19 protein-coding genes are annotated in these 16,973 nt (G+C 71.4%); 10 read left to right on the top strand and 9 right to left on the bottom strand.

Annotated features, from left to right (window positions below; all coding sequences use genetic code 11):
* The first annotated feature begins 427 nt into the window (after positions 1–427).
* Both D0Z08_RS29880 and D0Z08_RS29885 read left to right on the top strand, forming a co-directional pair.
* The gene (locus tag D0Z08_RS29880) at positions 428–1,804 is read left to right on the top strand and encodes an NAD-dependent malic enzyme (RefSeq protein WP_118928939.1); all 1,377 of its coding nucleotides are present in this window, start codon (positions 428–430) and stop codon (positions 1,802–1,804) included.
* Between the two features lie 8 nt (positions 1,805–1,812).
* The gene (locus tag D0Z08_RS29885; RefSeq protein WP_118928940.1) at positions 1,813–2,217 is read left to right on the top strand and encodes a homing endonuclease associated repeat-containing protein; all 405 of its coding nucleotides are present in this window, start codon (positions 1,813–1,815) and stop codon (positions 2,215–2,217) included.
* Positions 2,218–2,231: 14 nt separating this feature from the next.
* On the opposite strand, the gene D0Z08_RS29890 is transcribed toward D0Z08_RS29885, so the two are convergent.
* Both D0Z08_RS29890 and D0Z08_RS29895 read right to left on the bottom strand, forming a co-directional pair.
* Complete coding sequence (locus D0Z08_RS29890) at positions 2,232–2,606, bottom strand: DoxX family protein (RefSeq protein ID WP_118928941.1); 375 nt, start codon at positions 2,604–2,606, stop codon at positions 2,232–2,234.
* The gene (locus tag D0Z08_RS29895) at positions 2,603–3,343 is read right to left on the bottom strand and encodes an FAD-dependent monooxygenase (protein WP_118928942.1); all 741 of its coding nucleotides are present in this window, start codon (positions 3,341–3,343) and stop codon (positions 2,603–2,605) included. Before D0Z08_RS29895 ends, D0Z08_RS29890 begins: the two co-directional genes overlap by 4 nt.
* A gap of 58 nt (positions 3,344–3,401) precedes the next feature.
* Between D0Z08_RS29895 and D0Z08_RS29900 the strand changes: the two genes are divergently transcribed.
* Positions 3,402–4,010 (top strand): TetR/AcrR family transcriptional regulator, encoded by a 609-nt coding sequence (locus D0Z08_RS29900; RefSeq protein ID WP_118928943.1) that lies wholly within the window; start codon positions 3,402–3,404, stop codon positions 4,008–4,010.
* 6 nt (positions 4,011–4,016) lie between these two features.
* On the opposite strand, the gene D0Z08_RS29905 is transcribed toward D0Z08_RS29900, so the two are convergent.
* Positions 4,017–4,670, bottom strand: a complete 654-nt coding sequence (locus D0Z08_RS29905) for a TetR/AcrR family transcriptional regulator (RefSeq protein ID WP_118928944.1) — start codon at positions 4,668–4,670, stop codon at positions 4,017–4,019.
* A gap of 127 nt (positions 4,671–4,797) precedes the next feature.
* On the opposite strand from D0Z08_RS29905, the gene D0Z08_RS29910 reads away from it, so the two are divergent.
* The 7 genes from D0Z08_RS29910 (at position 4,798) to D0Z08_RS29935 (ending at position 11,556) form a co-directional block, all read left to right on the top strand.
* Entirely contained in the window at positions 4,798–5,937 is a 1,140-nt protein-coding gene (locus D0Z08_RS29910) for a VOC family protein (RefSeq protein ID WP_118928945.1), read from the top strand.
* Positions 5,934–6,875: a fumarylacetoacetate hydrolase family protein gene (locus tag D0Z08_RS29915; RefSeq protein ID WP_118928946.1), complete on the top strand. Its 942-nt coding sequence runs from the start codon at positions 5,934–5,936 to the stop codon at positions 6,873–6,875. The genes D0Z08_RS29910 and D0Z08_RS29915 overlap by 4 nt, the downstream gene beginning before the upstream one ends.
* Positions 6,872–8,665 (top strand): AMP-binding protein, encoded by a 1,794-nt coding sequence (locus D0Z08_RS29920; protein WP_118928947.1) that lies wholly within the window; start codon positions 6,872–6,874, stop codon positions 8,663–8,665. The genes D0Z08_RS29915 and D0Z08_RS29920 overlap by 4 nt, the downstream gene beginning before the upstream one ends.
* Positions 8,662–9,435, top strand: a complete 774-nt coding sequence (locus D0Z08_RS29925) for a 1-acyl-sn-glycerol-3-phosphate acyltransferase (RefSeq protein WP_118928948.1) — start codon at positions 8,662–8,664, stop codon at positions 9,433–9,435. The genes D0Z08_RS29920 and D0Z08_RS29925 overlap by 4 nt, the downstream gene beginning before the upstream one ends.
* Before the next feature lie 13 nt (positions 9,436–9,448).
* Positions 9,449–10,735 (top strand): bifunctional 3-(3-hydroxy-phenyl)propionate/3-hydroxycinnamic acid hydroxylase MhpA, encoded by a 1,287-nt coding sequence (gene mhpA / locus D0Z08_RS29930; protein ID WP_220454456.1) that lies wholly within the window; start codon positions 9,449–9,451, stop codon positions 10,733–10,735.
* A gap of 14 nt (positions 10,736–10,749) precedes the next feature.
* Positions 10,750–10,977, top strand: a complete 228-nt coding sequence (locus D0Z08_RS32815; RefSeq protein ID WP_220454457.1) for a hypothetical protein — start codon at positions 10,750–10,752, stop codon at positions 10,975–10,977.
* A gap of 108 nt (positions 10,978–11,085) precedes the next feature.
* Positions 11,086–11,556 (top strand): hypothetical protein, encoded by a 471-nt coding sequence (locus D0Z08_RS29935; RefSeq protein ID WP_118928949.1) that lies wholly within the window; start codon positions 11,086–11,088, stop codon positions 11,554–11,556.
* A 17-nt stretch (positions 11,557–11,573) separates the two neighbouring features.
* Here D0Z08_RS29935 and D0Z08_RS33805 read toward each other — a convergent pair whose 3' ends face one another.
* The 6 genes from D0Z08_RS33805 to D0Z08_RS29965 form a co-directional block, all read right to left on the bottom strand.
* Positions 11,574–11,768 carry a hypothetical protein gene (locus D0Z08_RS33805; protein WP_118928972.1) on the bottom strand — a complete coding sequence of 65 codons (195 nt, stop codon included), beginning with the start codon at positions 11,766–11,768 and terminating at the stop codon, positions 11,574–11,576.
* The gene (locus tag D0Z08_RS29945; protein ID WP_245994651.1) at positions 11,692–12,072 is read right to left on the bottom strand and encodes a hypothetical protein; all 381 of its coding nucleotides are present in this window, start codon (positions 12,070–12,072) and stop codon (positions 11,692–11,694) included. Before D0Z08_RS29945 ends, D0Z08_RS33805 begins: the two co-directional genes overlap by 77 nt.
* 154 nt (positions 12,073–12,226) lie before the next feature.
* Positions 12,227–13,339: an amidohydrolase family protein gene (locus D0Z08_RS29950; protein ID WP_147381585.1), complete on the bottom strand. Its 1,113-nt coding sequence runs from the start codon at positions 13,337–13,339 to the stop codon at positions 12,227–12,229.
* Positions 13,336–15,030 carry a bifunctional 3-(3-hydroxy-phenyl)propionate/3-hydroxycinnamic acid hydroxylase MhpA gene (gene mhpA, locus D0Z08_RS29955; protein WP_118928951.1) on the bottom strand — a complete coding sequence of 565 codons (1,695 nt, stop codon included), beginning with the start codon at positions 15,028–15,030 and terminating at the stop codon, positions 13,336–13,338. Before mhpA (D0Z08_RS29955) ends, D0Z08_RS29950 begins: the two co-directional genes overlap by 4 nt.
* Positions 15,027–16,037: a VOC family protein gene (locus D0Z08_RS29960; protein WP_118928952.1), complete on the bottom strand. Its 1,011-nt coding sequence runs from the start codon at positions 16,035–16,037 to the stop codon at positions 15,027–15,029. Before D0Z08_RS29960 ends, mhpA (D0Z08_RS29955) begins: the two co-directional genes overlap by 4 nt.
* Entirely contained in the window at positions 16,034–16,909 is an 876-nt protein-coding gene (locus D0Z08_RS29965) for an alpha/beta fold hydrolase (protein ID WP_118928953.1), read from the bottom strand. The genes D0Z08_RS29960 and D0Z08_RS29965 overlap by 4 nt, the downstream gene beginning before the upstream one ends.
* Positions 16,910–16,973: the final 64 nt, after the last annotated feature.

A 16,973-nucleotide genomic window follows, 5' to 3' on the forward strand; every position in this document is an offset into this window, starting at 1 on the left:
CTACGTCGGCAACGGCCAACCCCGCGGCCAACGCCCACGATCCAACCAAACGTCACCGAAGTCCTGAGACATGGAGTGTCACCGATGTCCTGATGCAGAACAGTCACCGCTGTCCTGAGACATCACATGGCGAGGTTCTTCACGATTCTTCGCCTTGGTTTCGAGGCTCCTCGCTGCGCTCGTCGCACCTTAGCCAGCGGCAGCCAGCGCGACCTCGCACCTCCGTCAGCGGCGGTGCGGCGCCTCGACAAGCTCGGCGGACGTGGGTCGATTCAGGCGGGCAAGCGGCTCACACGAGCAGCGCGGGATCGGGGAGGAGGCGGGCGGCGGGTGACCCGCGCCACGTTCCTCGCGAAATCAACGACCACAACGGCCAGGCCAAGACGGCTACTTGTGGGTATCCCACGGAGGGGTCTTAGGTAGGCGCATGAGTGTCACGCCTTCGTCGTACTCCATCACCATGCGTCTCTACGCCGAGCCCGACTTCGCCGTCGTGGGCAAGGTGGCGACCACGATCGCCGAGGCGGGGGGCATCACCACGGCGATGGACGTCGCGGAGTCGCGTCACGACCGGCTGGTCCTCGACGTGACCTGCAGCGCCACCGACTCCGACCACAGCGAGCGGCTGGTCCAGGCGGTCGAGCAGCTCGAGGGGGTGCAGGTCCACAAGGTCTCCGACCGCACGTTCCTGCTGCACCTGGGCGGCAAGATCCAGGTCACCAGCAAGGTCCCGCTGAAGAACCGCGACGACCTGGCGATGGCCTACACGCCGGGAGTCGGCCGGGTCAGCATGGCGCTGCACAAGCACCCGGAGGACGTCGCCAAGCTGACCATCAAGGGCAACTCGGTGGCAGTCGTGACCGACGGCTCGGCCGTCCTCGGCCTCGGCAACATCGGCCCCGGCGCCGCGTTGCCGGTGATGGAGGGCAAGGCCGCGCTCTTCAAGCGCTTCGCCAACATCGACGCCTGGCCGATCTGCCTGGCGAGCCAGGACGTCGACGAGATCGTCCGCGCGGTCGAGATGATCGCGCCCGGCTTCGGGGGCATCAACCTCGAGGACATCGCCGCGCCGCGCTGCTTCGAGGTCGAGCGCCGGCTCCGGGAGTCGCTCGACATCCCGGTGTTCCACGACGACCAGCACGGTACGGCGATCGTCGTCCTCGCCGCGCTCCACAACGCGCTGCGGGTCGTCCGCAAGTCGCTGTCGGCCGCCCGCATCGTCGTCGCCGGGGGTGGCGCCGCCGGCTCGGCGATCGTCGCCCTCCTGCTGGCCGACGGGGCCGAGGACGTCATCGTCTGGGACCGCGAGGGCCTGCTGTCGACCGACGACACCTCGCTGCCGCCCGCGAAGCGCGAGCTGGCGTCGATCACCAACCCCCGCAACGTCCGCGGCACCCTCCAGGACGGGCTCCGGGGCGCCGACGTGTTCATCGGCGTCAGCGGGCCCGGCGTGCTCCAGCCCGAGTGGATCCAGGAGATGGCCGAGGGCGCGGTCGTCTTCGCGCTCGCCAACCCCGACCCGGAGGTCGATCCCGCCGACGCGGCGAAGTACGCGGCCGTGGTCGCGTCCGGTCGCTCGGACTATCCCAACCAGATCAACAACGTGCTTGCGTTCCCCGGCGTCTTCCGCGGTCTGCTCGACGCCCGCGCGTCCGAGGTCACCACCGACATGCTGCTGCGGGCCGCCCACGCGATCGCCAGGGTGGTGACCGACGAGGAGCTGCACGCCAGCTTCATCATCCCGAGCGTGTTCCACCCCGACGTACCGGGCGCGGTGGCCGCCGCCATCCGGGGTCAGGAGTGACCGGCAGGGTGCGAGCCCCCGACTTCAGCGACCAAGAGCTCGTCGCCGGCCTGGCGGCCGCGGCGGCCGAGCTCGGCGAGCCGCTGACCGTCGGTGCCTACGACGCCTGGCAGCGCGCCCGCGACGCCGCCTCCCCGGCGCTGGTGATCCGCCGGTTCGGGTCGTGGACGCAGGCGTGTTCCCGTGCGGACGTCGCGACCAACACGACCCGCTCGACGAGCCGGCGCTGGTCGGACGACGAGGTCGTCGCCATAGTCGCCACCTACCTCGGCTCGCCGGGAAGCACGGGGACGTTCGCCGACTACAGCGCGTGGGCCAAGGCGCAGGAGGACGCGCCCAGTGGCGCGACGCTCCGGCAGCGGTTCCCCTGGGCCGAGGTGAAGGACCGTGCCGAGCGGATGCGGGGCGCGTAGCCCGGCAAGCGTCCTCAGAAGGCGAAGGGGCCGAGCCGTCCCCAGGCCACCAGGCCGGCGAGCACGGCCAGCCCGACGTTGAGGCCGACCTTCGGCACCTCTCCCTGCTTGAGGTGGGTGGCGACCGCGCCGACCATCACCAGCACGAGCCCGGCCGCGGCGGCGCCGACCAGCCAGGGGAGGACGTCCGCCGCAGCGGGGACCACCAGGCCGATCGCGGCCGCGACCTCGAGCGCCGCGATGGTGCGGACGAGCGGGGCGGGGACGTGGTGGACCCAGTCGCCGACGATCGGGGCGAGGTCGTCGATCGGCCGGCTCAGCTTGAGCAGGCCGGCGGCGAGGAAGACGGCGGCGAGCAGGACCTGGAGGACCCAGAGGGTGGTGTTCATGTGGCTTTCCTTCGTGAGGGGGTCGGATGGGCGCCGCGGACGCGGTCGATGACGGCGAGCGGGTCGGCGGGCGCTCCAGCGCCGCGCCAGGCGACGTGCTGGTCGGGGCGGATGAGCACGAGGTCGCGCTCGTAGAGCGCGCGGGCGTGGGGGTCACGGACGTCGACCACGTCGAGGGGTACGCCGCGCCGGGCGGCCATCGCGACCAGTCCGTCGACGTCGTGGTCGGCGAACCGCAGGAGCGTGAACCCGCGACCGAACAGGTCGAAGATCGCCCGGCCGTCGGCCAGGTGCAGGCTGGGGGGCCGGGACCCGGGCCAGGTGCTGGGGACGTACTCGTCCATCCGCAGCGCGGGCGGCTCCCCTTCGGGCTCGGGTACGACGACGGGCGACTCGTCGTACCGGTAGCCGATCTCGATGCCGAGCGCCTCGTTCTCCAGGTTGCCGAGGTCCCGGATCTCCCGGCCGAGCCGGGCCCGGGTGCGGTCGCCGTACCAGCGCTCGCTGTGCATCTCCGCCCACTTGCTGCTCATGATCGCTCCGCGGACCGCGGCGTGGCGGGCCGCGGCTACCCGGTTGCGGAGGGCGACGGCGCGCCGCTCGTCGGCGTACGCCGTGAGCAGGCCCGGATCGCCCCAGCCCTGGAGCTGCGCGGCGAGCGCCCAGCCGAGGCCGACGGCGTCGCCGACGCCGGTGTTCATGCCGTAGCCGCCGGTGGGCGTCACCTGGTGGGCCACAGTGTTCAATATTAGTCAATAGTGTTCCAAACGAGGCGATGTGATCTAGGTTGTGCCCATGAACGGCACCGAGCAGCGGATCAGATCCGCGGCGATCCGGCTCTTCGCCGAGCGCGGCAGTGCCGACGTGACCATCAGCGATCTCGCGACCGAGGCCGGCGTCGCGCGGGGCACGCTCTACCGCAACGTCGGGTCGATCGAGTCGCTCTATGAACGGGTCCGCCTCGACCTGGCTGCTGCGATTCATGTCCAGAACGTGCAGGTGATGGACGCTGCTGGCATCACCGACCCGCCCGCGCGGCTCGCCACCGGCACCCGGCTGCTGGTTCGGATGGCCCACGACGATCCTTCCTTCGGGCGGTTCATGGTCCGGTTCGGGCTTGCCGACGAGACGCTGCGCGAGATCCTCAGCGGCCCGCCCATGCAGGATCTGGCCAAGGGCATCGCGGCAGGCCGCTACGCCGTTCCTCCCGGCAGTGAGCTGAGCATCGCCTCGATGCTCATGGGCACGGTGATCGGCGCGATGTGGATGGTGCTCGAAGGTCACCAGGGCTGGCGCGAGGCCGGCGCCGGCGCGGCCGAGCTGGTGCTGCGCTCGCTCGGGGTCGCCGGCGACGAGGCCAAGGAGCTGGTGAGCGTGCCGCTGCCGGAAGGCACCGCGGGCTGAGTGCTCCTACGCGTCGCTCGCCGGCGCGATCAGCTCGTCGAGGTCCGGCAGGGGGCGCCGGCAGATCTCCTCCGCCTCCGCGGCATCGAGGCCGAACATCCGCAGCAGGTCGGCGGTGAGCGCGTCGGCGGACGCGGCCTCGTCGCGGTCGGGCTGGTCGTGCAGCAGCTGTCCGAGTGCGAGCACCGCCCCGCCGGCGGCGACGAGCGCGAGCTCGGGGTCGGCGGTCGTGAAGCGCCCGGCCTCCAGGGCCGCCTTGATGTCACGCAACGCCCGCGGCGCGAGGCCGTGGTCGGACATGATCAGCTCCGGGCCGTGGTGCAGCATGACCCGGCTCGCGCCGGGGAGCCGCCGGTGGAGCCGGCCGGTCAGCCGGAACGCGCGGGCGAACACCTCGGCCGGGTCGTCGATGCCCTCGGTCACCCGGTCCATCAGCTCGCCGTGCGCCTCGAGGACCTGGTCGACGGCAGCCTGGAAGAGCTCTTCCTTGCTGTCGAAGTGGTTGTAGAAGCTGCCGAGCCCCACGTCGGCCGCCTGGGTGATCTCGAGGACGCTCACGTTGGTCCGGTCCTCGGCCAGCAGCTCCTGGGCCGCTCCGATCAGGGCCGCGCGGGTGCGGGCGCGGCGACGGTCCAACCGGCTGGCTGCTTGCTCGCTCACGACGTCTCCCGTCCTGCTCCGGGCGAAGCGTACCTGCTCGCCGTCATATCTGACGAATTCGTCAGAAACTATTGACAGACGATATCGCCATAACTGACGATATCGTCAACAACGAGAGGAGCCGGTGATGGGAGCAGACACTCACCACGGCACGCACAACGACCTGCACAGCGAGCAGGGCGCGCTCTCCGGCGAGCACCCCGGACGTGCGGAGAACCCGGTGATCAAGGTCGCCGACCTGGCCTGGCTGGAGTTCGAGAAGCCGGACCTCGACCGTGCTGAGCTGTTCGCCCACGCCTTCGGCTTCGCCACGGCCGCCCGCAGCGCCGACGAGCTCCAGCTCCGCGGTGCGTACGCCGGAGCTCCGTGCGTGATCATCCGGCGCGGGCCGAAGTCCCGGTACGCCGGCGCGGCCTTCCAGGCGTCCGACGACGCCGACCTGCTCCGGCTCGCGGACGCGACCGGAACCCGGGTGACGAACCTGCCGGAGAGCATCGGCGGAGCCGTCGTCGACCTGACCGCGCCCGACGGTGCCGGGGTCAGGGTGGTCAGCGGGATGCACGCGCTGCCCGCGCTCGAGACCCAGCCGGCGCTCACGTTCAACACGGGCGGCGAGCTGCGCCGCACCAACGACACGCAGCGACCGCCGCGAGCGCCGGCCCTGGTCGAGCGGCTCGGGCACGTCGTGCTCCAGAGCACGAAGTACCGCGAGAGCCTCGACTGGTACCTCCAGCACCTCGGCCTGATCGTCAGCGACTTCAAGTACTTCGACGGGCAGCGCGAGCGCGGCCCGACGATGAGCTTCATCCGCTGCGACCGCGGCTCGGAGCCGGCCGACCACCACACGCTGGCGATGACCCTGGGCCCGCGGGACCGCTACGTGCACTCGGCGTACCAGGTCTCGGACCTCGACGCGCTCGCCGCAGGCGGGGAGCACCTCCGCGAGCAGGGCTACTACCGGTCCTGGGGGATCGGGCGGCACATCGAGGGCAGCCAGATCTTCGACTACTGGCGCGACCCGGACGGCTTCCTGGTCGAGCACTTCACCGACGGCGACCGGTTCGACAACACGCTCGAGCCGGGCTGGTCGCCGCTGACCGCGTCCGGGCTCGCCCAGTGGGGGCCGCCCGCCAGCAAGGACTTCATGGGGATCAGCCCCAGCCGCGAGTCCCTGCGCGAGCTCAGGTCAATGGTGACCGCGCTCCGCGACGACAACGAGTTCGACCTCGCGCGCCTGCGCGGCCTGATGAAAGTAGCCACGTCATGAGCATCACCGTCCTCCGCACCGCCGACGCCTGGTGGGTCCAGACCGGCGGCAGTGCCAGCAAGATCGACACGACCGCCGCGACCACCGGTGAGCTGCTCGCCGACCGGGACGCGATCGACGCAGCGGTCGCCGGAACAGAGACGGTCCCCGTCGACAGCCTGGCTCTGGTCTCACCGGTCACCGCGCCGTGCCGGGTGGTCGCGCAGATGACGAACTTCCGCTCGCACGTCGCCGATGCGGGCATGAACCCCGACACCACCCCGCTGACGTTCTTCCGCAAGACGTCCGGCTCGATCTCGGGGCCGGACGACGACATCGTCCGGCCCGGCCACGTGCGGTTCCTCGACTACGAGGTCGAGATCGGGATCGTGTTCGGGAAGTCGGTCCCGGTCGGCACCACGATCACCGCCGACAACCTCGGCGAGTACGTCGCCGGCCTGGTCGTCACCAACGACGTCAGCGCCCGGGACCTGCAGCTGCCGAAGACGCAGTTCTTCGAGGCCAAGTCCTACCCGACGTTCACGCCCGTCGGCCCGGCGCTGGTGCTGCTCGAAGGCGACGAGCTCAAGCGGTTCGCCGACCTGCGGCTCACCCTCAAGGTCAACGGCGCGGTCCGCCAGGATGCCGTCGTCGCGGGCGACATGATCTTCCAGCCGCTTGAGGCACTGCAGGCGCTCACCGGCTTCCAGCGGCTCGACGCCGGCGACCTGCTGCTGACCGGGACCCCGGTCGGCACCGCCCTCAGCGCACCGCCGAAGCCGATCGAGATCATCGGCAACCTGCTCCCGGCGCACGTGAAGTGGAAGGCGTTCTTCAAGCGGCAGGCCGGCAACCCGAAGTACCTCCACGACGGCGACGTCGTCGAGGCCGGCGTCGCGACCGACGACGGGGCGATCGACCTCGGCACCCAGCGCACCGTCGTGCGCTACGCGTCGTGACCGCCGAGCTCTGGCCGCGGTACGACGGCCCCGAGGACCTGCCCCTCATCGAGGCGGTGCCGCTCGCCGACCGGGGCCTGCCGGCGACGACGTACGACGTCCTCTGCCGGGCGGCCGCGCTCTGGCCGGACCGCACGGCGCTCTCGGTGCTGCCAGAGGCGGCGCGCTGGCGCGACCACACCGACGTCACGTTCGGCGAGCTGCTCGGCCGGGTCAACCGGGTCGCCAACCACCTGCACGGCCTGGGCGTACGACGCGGCGACGCGGTCGGCCTGCTCTCGCCGAACTGCGAGGACCTGGTGGTCGCCACGCTCGCCGCGCAGGTCGCCGGGATCGCGGCGCCGGTCAACGCCGGCCTGCGGGCCGATCACGTCGCCGAGCTGCTGGCCCGCTCCGGAGCGCGGGTCCTCGTCGCCGGCGAGGGCGTCGACACCTCCGGCATCGGTGTCGATGCGATGGTCGACCTCGCGCAGCTCGACGGGCTCGTCGCCGGACAACCGGGCGACCACTTCGTCGGTGCGCCGCCGGTCGCGACCGACATCGCCGCGGTGTTCCACACCGGCGGGACGACCGGCGTGCCGAAGCTCGCCGCGCACACCCACGCCAACGAGGTGGCGGACGCGTGGATGATCGCGGCCAACACGCTGCTGGACGAGGACTCCGTGGTGTTCGCAGCGCTGCCGCTGTTCCACGTGAACGCGCTCGTCGTCACGTTGCTGGCCCCGCTGCTGCGGGGTCAGCGGGTCGTCTGGGCGGGACCGTCCGGCTACCGCGACCCCGCTCTGTACGGCGAGCTCTGGCGGATCGTCGAGCACTTCCGGATCTCCGCCATGAGCGCGGTGCCCACCGTCTACCAGGTCCTGGCCCAGTGCCCCGTGGACGCCGACATCACCAGCATGCGGTGCGCGATGGTCGGGGCGAGCGCGCTGCCGGCCGCGGTCCGGGAGGCGTTCGAGGGGGCCACCGGCGTGCGGCTGCTCGAGGGCTACGGCCTGACCGAGGCGACCTGCGCCTCCGTGCGGAGCTTCCTCCAGGTGGACCGCCCCGGGTCGGTCGGCCAGCGGATGCCGTACCAACAGGTCAAGGCCGTCCGGGTCGAGCCCGACGGCTCGTGGACCGACCTGCCCGCCGGCGAGGTGGGCGTGCTGGCGATCAAGGGACCCACGGTCTTCCCGGGCTACGTCACCGGCCGGGACGCGGGCGGCCCGGTGGTCGACGGCCTGGGCAAGCTGGTCGACGGCTGGCTCGACACCGGTGACCTGGCGCAGGTCGACGAGGACGGCTTCGTCTTCCTCACCGGGCGCGCGAAGGACCTGATCATCCGCGGCGGCCACAACATCGACCCGGCCGTGATCGAGGACGTCCTGCTCGCCCACCCCGACGTGACCGGTGCCGCGGCCGTCGGACGACCCGACGTCCACGCGGGTGAGGTGCCGGTCGCCTACGTGACGGTTGCCGCGGGCGCGACGGTCACCGGTGCCGACCTCGAGGCGTGGGCGGCGGCGCGGGTCGCCGAGCCGGCCGCCGCACCCAGGTCGGTCGACGTGCTGGACGCGCTGCCCGTCACCGACGTCGGCAAGCCCTACAAGCTGGCGCTGCGCGCCGACGCGACGCAGCAGGAGCTGAGCCGCGCGCTGCGCGGTGTCGACGGCGTCAGCGGCGTGGCGGCGGTGATCGGTGACGGCGGCGTCGTCGCGGTCGTCGATGCGCGGTCGACGGTCGACGAGATCGCGCTGAAGGAAGCACTGGGCGGCTACACGGTGCCGTGGGTCCTGAGGAGCGCACGATGACGGCGTACGACGACGCGGCGCCGCCCGCGGTGCTGCTGCGGGTCATCGACGAGTACCTCCGTCGCTACCACCGGCACGAGGTCCAGATCGATGCGCAGCTTCCCGAGACGCCCGCGCTCATCGTCTCCAACCACGGCTTCGGCGGGATCCTCGACCTCAACGTGTTGGCGCTCGCCCGGACGCTGGACCGCATCGGGGATCCTCGCCAGACGACGTTCCTCGTCCACCAGGTCGCATGGACCCTCGGTGTGGGCGGGCTGATCGAGCCGCTCGGTTGCGTGCCGGGCAGTGCGGCGGCGGTCGACGAGGCGTTCGCTGCCGGCCGCCATGTCGCGGTGTTCCCGGGAGGCGACGTCGAGGCTGCCAAGCCGACGAGGGAGCGCAACCGGATCAAGTTCGCGGGTCGGTCCGGCTTCGCCCGGGTGGCCATCGACAAGGGCGTGCCGGTCGTACCGGTCGTCACCGCCGGTGCCGGTGAGTCCCTCCTCGTGCTGAGCGACGGCCAGCGGCTGGCCCGCGCGCTCCGGCTGCCCCAGCTGTTGCGGGTCAAGGCGCTGCCGGTGAGCCTCACCTTCCCGTGGGGGCTCAACCTCGGGATCGCCGGGATGCTCCCGTACGCGCCCCTCCCCACCAAGCTCGTCACCGCCGTCGTGCCCGCCATGACGCCCGCCGACGGCGAGTCCGCGGAGGCCTTCGCCACGCGCGTCGAGTCCGCGATGCAGGACCGGCTGACCGAGCTCACCGCCGACCGCCGCCCCGTCGTCGGCTGACCACGGAGCCGTCATGTCGTCCTCCTCCAACGTCCTGCCGGTCGTGGTCGTCGGCGCCGGCCCGAGCGGCGTCACCGCCGCGACGTTGCTGGCGCAGTACGGCGTCGAGGTGCTGGTGCTGGACCGCTGGGCCTCGGTCTACCCGCAGCCGCGCGCCGTCCACCTGGACGACGAGATCTACCGGATCGTCGCCCGGCTCGGCCTGGCCGACGAGTTCGCCCGCATCTCCCGGCCCTCGCAGGGCCTGCGGCTGATGGACCCGGAGCACCGGGTGCTCGCCGAGTTCCGGCGGGACGGCGGCGCCGGCCGGCACGGCTTCCCCCAGGCCAACATGTTCGACCAGCCCGAGCTCGAGGCACTGCTGCGGGCCAACCTGTGCGCCCAGCCGTCGGTGACCTTCCGCGGGGACGTGCTCGTCACCGCGGTCCACCAGTCGGCCGCCGGACCCGTGCGCGTCGACCTCACGGACCGGACCACGGGCGAGACCGAGGCCATCGAGGCGACGTACGTCCTCGGGTGCGACGGCGCCAACAGCGTCGTACGCCGGTCGATCGGCGCGACCATGCAGGACCTGCGGTTCGAGCAGCGCTGGCTCGTCGTCGACGTCAACACCGACCACGACCTCGGTCAGTGGGAGGGCGTGCACCAGGTGTGCGACACCGACCGCGCGGCGACGTACATGCGGATCAGCGAGCGGCGCTACCGCTGGGAGTTCCAGCTCAAGGACGGCGAGACCAGCCAGGACTTCGAGGACATCGCGGTGCTGGACCCCCTGCTCCGGCCGTGGACCGGCGCCGTCCCGGTGGCCGACCTCGAGCTGGTGCGGGTGGCCGAGTACACCTTCCGGGCCCAGCTCGCCGACCGGTGGCGGGACCGCAACGTCTTCCTGCTCGGCGACGCCGCGCACCTGACGCCGCCGTTCATCGGGCAGGGGATGGGTGCCGGGCTCCGGGACGCTGCGAACCTGGCGTGGAAGCTGGCCGGCGTGCTCCAGGGCCACCTCGCCCCGGTCGTTCTCGACACCTACGAGCAGGAGCGGCGTCCGCACACGGCGCAGATGATCCGGCTGGCGATCGTCGTCGGCACCGCGATGACGCGCGGTGGCCGCACCGGCGACCTGCTGAGGCGGCTCGTCGCACCGCGGCTGCACCTGGTCCCCGGGTTCCGCGCCCGGGTGCTGGACAGCACGACGCCCCCCTGCGCGCGGGCGCGCTCGTCGCCGGTCGTCGCGGACGCCGGGGGCTGGCCGGCTCGCTCGGCCCGAACGCGCCGGTCGACGGCCGGCGGTTCGACGACCTGACCGGAGGCCGCTGCGTGCTGGTCGTCGCGCAGCCGGGTACGGCGGACGTCGTGGCTGGTGACGAGCCCGGACTGGTCGTGCTCCCGACGAGCCCGGGCGAGCCGCTGCACGACTGGCTCACCCGTGGGCGTGCCCGCGCGGCGCTGGTGCGCCCCGACGGCACTGTCATGGCCGCCGGCCGGACCGTGGCCGACGTCGTCCAGCCGCTCGCCTCGCTGACGGTCGACCTTCCGAGCCACTAGCTCGCGCTGTGTCGGCAGTATTCGCCGGCTGAGCGCGAGCTAGCGGCTGTGCTGCGCCTCGCCGACGTGCCAACCTAGGGCGAGGATCTCCGAGAGAAGGGGCGCACCATGGCCGAGCCCGCGAACCTGGATGCCAGTGAGAAGCAGCGGGTCAAGGATGCGCTGAAGGCTCACATCAGCGCCCAGGTCGGTGCGTCCGACCAGGCCGCGTCGTCGGAGCAATCCGGCGCCGAGCTGGACCAGGATGCGTCGCACTCCGTCGACGACCTCTCCCAGTCCGACGCGGCCGGCGAGCTCCACGAGCTGCTCGAAGCGGCCGAGGACAAGCAGCGTGCCGACCTCGCCGCCATCGATGATCTCGACTTCGGGCCCAAGGACGTCGTCGAGCCCGGGGCGGTCGTGGCGTTCGGCGGCGACCACTACGTCTTCGGAGTCGTCGCCGACGCGTTCGAGTGCGACGGGGTCAGCTATGAGGGGATCTCCGCGGACTCACCGGTCGGCCAGGTCATCGACGGCATGCGGGCAGGGGAGTCGTTCACCTTCAACGAGCGGACGCATCGCCTCGACCTCGTCTGCTGAGCTCGAGAAGCGCGCGCTCATCGAGAGCTGACCAGGTCCAGGGCGAGGTCCACGATCATGTCCTCCTGGCCGCCGATCAGCTCGCGGCGGTGCCGATGTTGCCGGAGCCGATGACGGCGACCTTGGTCTTTGCGTTCATGCGTCCTCCGGGAAGCGAGCGGTGAGCGTGACCCCGGAGATCGTGGTCTCGACGACGTCCCCGGCGCCGACAGCGGTCATCGGTCCGAGCGCGCCGGACAGGACGACCTGTCCCGGCCGCAGCGGGTCGCCGAACGAGATGTCGCACGCCGAGATCCGGCTGTCGACGATCTCCAGCGCGACGTGCGCGGACGCGATCGACAGGTCCTCCCCGAGCACGAACGCGATCTCGGCCTCGGCCTTCGGCTGCAGGAGCCGCGACATCGGAACGGCGCGGCTGGTCGTGTCCATGTCGTCGAACAGCACTCCGAAGTCCGGTTGGGCGACACCGAGCTGCTGCTGGACGGCGGACGAGGTGAGCCCGATCTTGCGGCCCACGATGCTCGCGCCCCAAGGATCCGGGCCCGGTTGACCAGCAGCTGGGTCGCGTACGCGGCCTCCACGTCGCTGCCGCCGATGAGGTCTCGCACCGGCGCGCACGGCACACCGCACGCCGCCGCGGCGATGAGGCGCGCGGCCGCCTGCTGCGCGCTCATCCGCCCAACCGCTTCCGGAGCGCGGGGAGCTGCGTGAGGGCGTTGCCGTGCAGCACCTGCCGGAGCTCGGTGCTGTCGAAGGAGCGCTTGAGCTGCGGAGCGGGGTCCCCGGGGATGGTGAAGACCTGCGCCGAGAACGGCCAGTCCGTGGCGAACATGATGTGGGAGACCGGCGCCACCTCGCGGACCGACATCATCGCGGACGGTGCCGGCGACAGCGCGGTGTCGTAGAACAGTCGCCCGTAGTCGAGGTTCTGCTCGTCGAGGACGCCGAGCCCGAGGTTCTGCATGATCGGCGTGACGTACTGCAGCAGCGAGGTCCGGTAGGCGAGGAACGGCAGGGTGCCGCCGGCGTGCGCGAGCAGCCAGCGGATCCGCGGGTAGAGCGTGAACGTGCGGTGGTAGCTGAGGTTCACCGCCGCGCGTGTGGTGTCGAAGGGGAACTCGAAGAGGAACGCCGGCAGCCCGAGGTCCGGGTGCACCGGCGTCACCGGGTGCACGAAGACCATCGCGCCGAGCTGGTTGAGCGTCTTCATCAGCGGCTTGAGCCGGTCGTCGCCGAGGTAGACGCCGCGGTACTGGCTGAAGAGGCCGACCCCGTCGAACCCGAGCTGCTTGATCGCACGCGTCGCCTCGGCGCGGGCGTTGGCGATTTCGGCAGGGTCGTCGAGGTCGCCGAGCGGCAGTACGGCGAACCCGCCGAACCGCTTGGCCACCGTGCCTGAGCCGTTGATGAGCGTCTCGTAGGTGTAGTCGTTGATCCGGCGCGCCATCGCGTCTCGCTGGGTGGCGGTCGGCAGGTAGGCCACGCCCGGCTCGGAGATCGACACCACCTGGGCGGCGATGCCGAACCGGTTCATGAAGGTGACCGCCGCTTGCGGGCTCCAGGCCGGGAGCGCCTTCCCGCCCGCCGAGTCGATGCCGTGCTCGGCGAGCGACTGCCGGTAGAAGTCGGGGATGTGGTGGCAGTGAACGTCGATCCGGTTGCGCGGACCGGTCAGGACGGGCACTGCGCGGGCAGCCGTCGCGAGTGCGATCGGTACGGCGGCCGCGGCCGCGCCGGTCGCGGCCATGCCGAGCAAGGAGCGGCGGTTCATGGGCGCGCTCACAGCCCGACCTCGGCCGGGACCGGACCGGCCGGAACGGCGGCCGGGGTGAGCCCGAGCTGGTCGACGAGCGCGCGGGTGAGCGCGGCGCCGTCCCTGGTGGCGCCGAAGACGTACTTGTCGGGTCGCAGCACGACGACCGACCCGCGACGGATGCCGTGCCGGCGCAGCCACCGGGTCAGCTCGCCGCTCGTGTCCTCGACATCGACGAGGCCGGCCCGGTTGCCGCAGGCGCCGACCGCGCCCTGCGGGCGGGTGCCCGGCGAGAAGACCGTCGCGAACGTCGCGCCCACCTGCGCCCACGCCGCCACGTCGAGGCCCTCCCGTGGATCGACGCCGATCCCGATCACCGACCACCCGGTGCCGAGCGCGTCGTCGAGACGCACCGGCCGTCCGTCGTACCGCCGGACCATCGGTTGTGGCGACAAGGTGCCCTCGGCGCCGCGCACGGACCGCGGGCGCCCGACGTACGTGCCCTTCTTGAAGCGCGGCTTGGGCTTCATGCCGGCCTGCCGGATCCACCCGGCCAGCCCGGGGATGCGCAAGGCGGTCCACATCGCGGCGTTGCGCGCGCTCGCGCCGACCGGGTTCTTGATCGAGACCAGCGACTTGTTGAAGACGGAGAAGTCGATCATCGCCTTGGCGTGCGGGCGTCGCTCGGACTCGTAGGTGTCGAGGAGCGCCGCATCGGCACCGCCGCGGAGCACTGCTGCGAGCTTCCAGGAGAGGTTGTCGGCGTCGCGGACGCCGGCGTTCATCCCCTGGCCGACGAACTGCGGCGTCATGTGGGCGGCATCGCCGGCGAGGAGGACCCGGCCGTCGCGCCACCGGTCCGCGACGAGCGCGTTGAACGTGTAGACGAGTCGCCGCCTGACCTCGACCTGGTCGACGTCGACGTACCGGCCGATCAGGCGCCGGACCGTCTGGTCGGACTCGAAGTGGTCCTTGTCGTCCGCATCCGTCAGCGCGAACTCGAACCTGTGGTGAGCGCCGGGCTGCGGGCAGCTCACGGTCGGCATCTCGGGGTTGCAGACGAAGTCGAAGTAGGGAAGGTGCCGGAAGGCATCGGTGCCTGGCTTCGCCTCGAGGTCGACGACCAACCAGCGCTCGGGGAAGCTCTTGCCGGTCATCTCGATGCCGAGCCGGGTGCGGACGACGCTGCGGCCGCCGTCGGCGCCGACGAGGTACGACGCCCGCACGGTCTCGCGGGTCGACTCGTCGACGACGTTGTCCTGCCGGCCGTAGCGGCTACCCGACGCGGCCGCGTGGACGACGGTGACGCCGGCGTCGTCCTGCGCGAAGTCGACGACCTCCCGGCCGCGGCGCAGCTCGACGTCGGGGTACCGGGTGAGGAGCGACTCGAGGGTGGTCTCGAGGTAGGGCTGGTAAAGGAAGTTCACGACGGGCCACCACAGCGGGCGCTGGGTCTCGCGGAACTGGATGAGCACGTCGCCGCTCGCCTTCACCCACTGCACCGCGGAGTCGACGTTCATGTCGACGTGGATGGCGTCGGCGACCCCGGCCGTCTGGAACACGCGCAGCGCTTCGTCGTCGGTGTAGACGGCTCGTGCGTTGCCATAGAACTCGGGCTCGCGCTCCAGCACCAGGACGCTGAGGCCGCGACGGCCGAGCAGGTGGGCGAGGGTGAGGCCGGTGGGGCCGAGACCGACCACGGCGACGTCGTACTGGTTCATGATGCTGCTCCTGCGAAGGACGAGGTGCTGAGCGCGGGGACGGTGATCTCCGGGCGACGGAGGTTGAGGGCGGCCTGGCGGAGCTGGCCGAGCTTGTCGAAGATGCCGGGATCGACCGGCCGGTGGCCCCAGACGGAGATGCCCTGGTGCGTGGCGACCTGCCACGCGGCCTCGACCTCGGGCGTGAGGACGATCGGGTTCCAGCCGACCTCGAGCTCGAACCCGGACGGGGTGGCGCAGTAGAACGACAGCTCCTTGTCGTTCGTGTGCTGCCCGATCGACCACGCCATCGTGAAGCCGAGCTCGCGGACCCGGGTGTACGCGCCGACCATGTCCTCGAGCGTCGCCGCCTGGATGTTGACGTGCTGCACCTTGGTGCGGATCGGCTCGATCCTGAGGCCCTGGATGTTGGCCACCGCCACCGAGTGGTGGCGCTCGTTGACCCGCAGGAAGCGGATCTTCATGATCAGGCCGCTGATGTTCTCGTCGATGTAGTCCGACAGGCGCGAGTCGAAGACCGTGTTGTAGTAGCGGTGGATGCCGCCCGGGTCGCGCGAGGTGAGCGCAACGTGACCCATGCCGCCGTCACCGGTGACGAACCCGGAGCTGATCATCTGCAGCGGTTTGGGGGAGTCGACAGCGGTCGTGAAGATCTCCTGCGTGATCCCCTTGGGACCGGCGAAGCGCCACAGCCGCTCGACACCGCGGAGCGCGGCCTCCTCCGGCGTGCCCTCCTGGATCGGTACGCCGCGCTCGGTCACCCGGCGCACGACGCGGTCGAAGGTGTCGTGGTCGGTGACGTGCCAGCCGACGGCCATCACGTCCTCGGCCGGGCCGCGCTGGATGAGGAACCGGCACTCGCGGCCGTCGAGACGGAACCGCAGCACGTCGTCGGTGAGCTCGTCCACGTGGAGGCCGATCGCGTCGGCGCCGAACCGGCGCCAGTCACGGAACCGCTGCGACTCGACGACCAGGTAGCCGAGCCGGACCTTGCCGAAGACGCTCACGACAGGCAGCCCTCATCGAGGTGGCGGATCGCGAGGGAGTTGAAGAGCTCGGCGCGCTCCCACTGCACCCAGTGGCCGGTCCTCGAGGCCAGGTAGAGGTCGCAGTGGGGCATCGTCGCGGCGAGGGTGCGTCCACCGGAGGGCCGGTTGACCTTGTCGTCGGCTCCCCAGACGACCAGCGTCGGAGCCTGGACCTGCGCCAGCCGCCGGTCGCGGGTGAAGTCCATCCGCATCAGGGTGCGGAGTGCTGTGGGCCCCGAGGGCCGGCGCAGCGGCGGGTTGGCGACGACCTCGGGCTGGATGCTGGCCTGGTAGCGCAGCTCGATCAGCTCGTCCGGCACCGACGCGCCGTCGTAGACCAGGTAGTCGCGGATGAACGTCTCGAGCTTCGCGCGGGTCGGCCCCTCGCCGCCGTAGTAGGACAGCAGCGTGCTGAGTCCCTTGGTCGGAAGGCCGCGGGTGGTGCCCACGCCGCCGGGGCCCATCAGGACCAGCCGGCCGACCTTGTCCGGCCGGTCCAAGGCCAGCCGGAGCGCGGCAGCGCCGCCGTACGAGTTGCCGACCAGATGGGCCTTGTCGATGCCGAGCTCGTCGAGGAGCCCACGGATCGCGGCAGCGAGGTCCCCGAAGGGGTCCTCGTGGTCGATGTCCTTCGTCGACCGTCCGTAGCCGGGCATGTCGGGGACGATCACCCGGAAGTGCTCCGCGAGCACCTCGATGTTGCGGCTGTAGTTGGACGCGCCGGTCGCGCCGGCGCCGCCGCCGTGGAGAAGTACGACGGGCGCACCCGCTCCCGCTTCCGTCACGAAGATCTCGCGACGTCCGACCCGGACGGTGTGCTCGGTGCGCTGGACCCGTGCTGCTGCGCTCATGACGACCTCATCTCTGAAACTGATGAAATCATCAGTCACGATGAATCCCTCTGTCAAGACATTC

Origin of the sequence: Nocardioides immobilis, assembly GCF_003515065.1 — a bacterium.
Taxonomy (GTDB): domain Bacteria; phylum Actinomycetota; class Actinomycetes; order Propionibacteriales; family Nocardioidaceae; genus Nocardioides; species Nocardioides immobilis.

Bases quoted from the DNA above. Each gene is read 5' to 3' on its own strand.
- D0Z08_RS29880 (WP_118928939.1), top strand. From the start codon at position 428: ATGAGTGTCACGCCTTCGTCGTACTCCATCACCATGCGTCTCTACGCC.
- D0Z08_RS29890 (WP_118928941.1), bottom strand. From the start codon at position 2,606: ATGAACACCACCCTCTGGGTCCTCCAGGTCCTGCTCGCCGCCGTCTTC.
- D0Z08_RS29900 (WP_118928943.1), top strand. From the start codon at position 3,402: ATGAACGGCACCGAGCAGCGGATCAGATCCGCGGCGATCCGGCTCTTC.
- D0Z08_RS29910 (WP_118928945.1), top strand. From the start codon at position 4,798: ATGGGAGCAGACACTCACCACGGCACGCACAACGACCTGCACAGCGAG.
- D0Z08_RS29915 (WP_118928946.1), top strand. From the start codon at position 5,934: ATGAGCATCACCGTCCTCCGCACCGCCGACGCCTGGTGGGTCCAGACC.
- D0Z08_RS29925 (WP_118928948.1), top strand. From the start codon at position 8,662: ATGACGGCGTACGACGACGCGGCGCCGCCCGCGGTGCTGCTGCGGGTC.
- mhpA (WP_220454456.1), top strand. From the start codon at position 9,449: ATGTCGTCCTCCTCCAACGTCCTGCCGGTCGTGGTCGTCGGCGCCGGC.
- D0Z08_RS29935 (WP_118928949.1), top strand. From the start codon at position 11,086: ATGGCCGAGCCCGCGAACCTGGATGCCAGTGAGAAGCAGCGGGTCAAG.
- mhpA (WP_118928951.1), bottom strand. From the start codon at position 15,030: ATGAACCAGTACGACGTCGCCGTGGTCGGTCTCGGCCCCACCGGCCTC.
- D0Z08_RS29965 (WP_118928953.1), bottom strand. From the start codon at position 16,909: ATGAGCGCAGCAGCACGGGTCCAGCGCACCGAGCACACCGTCCGGGTC.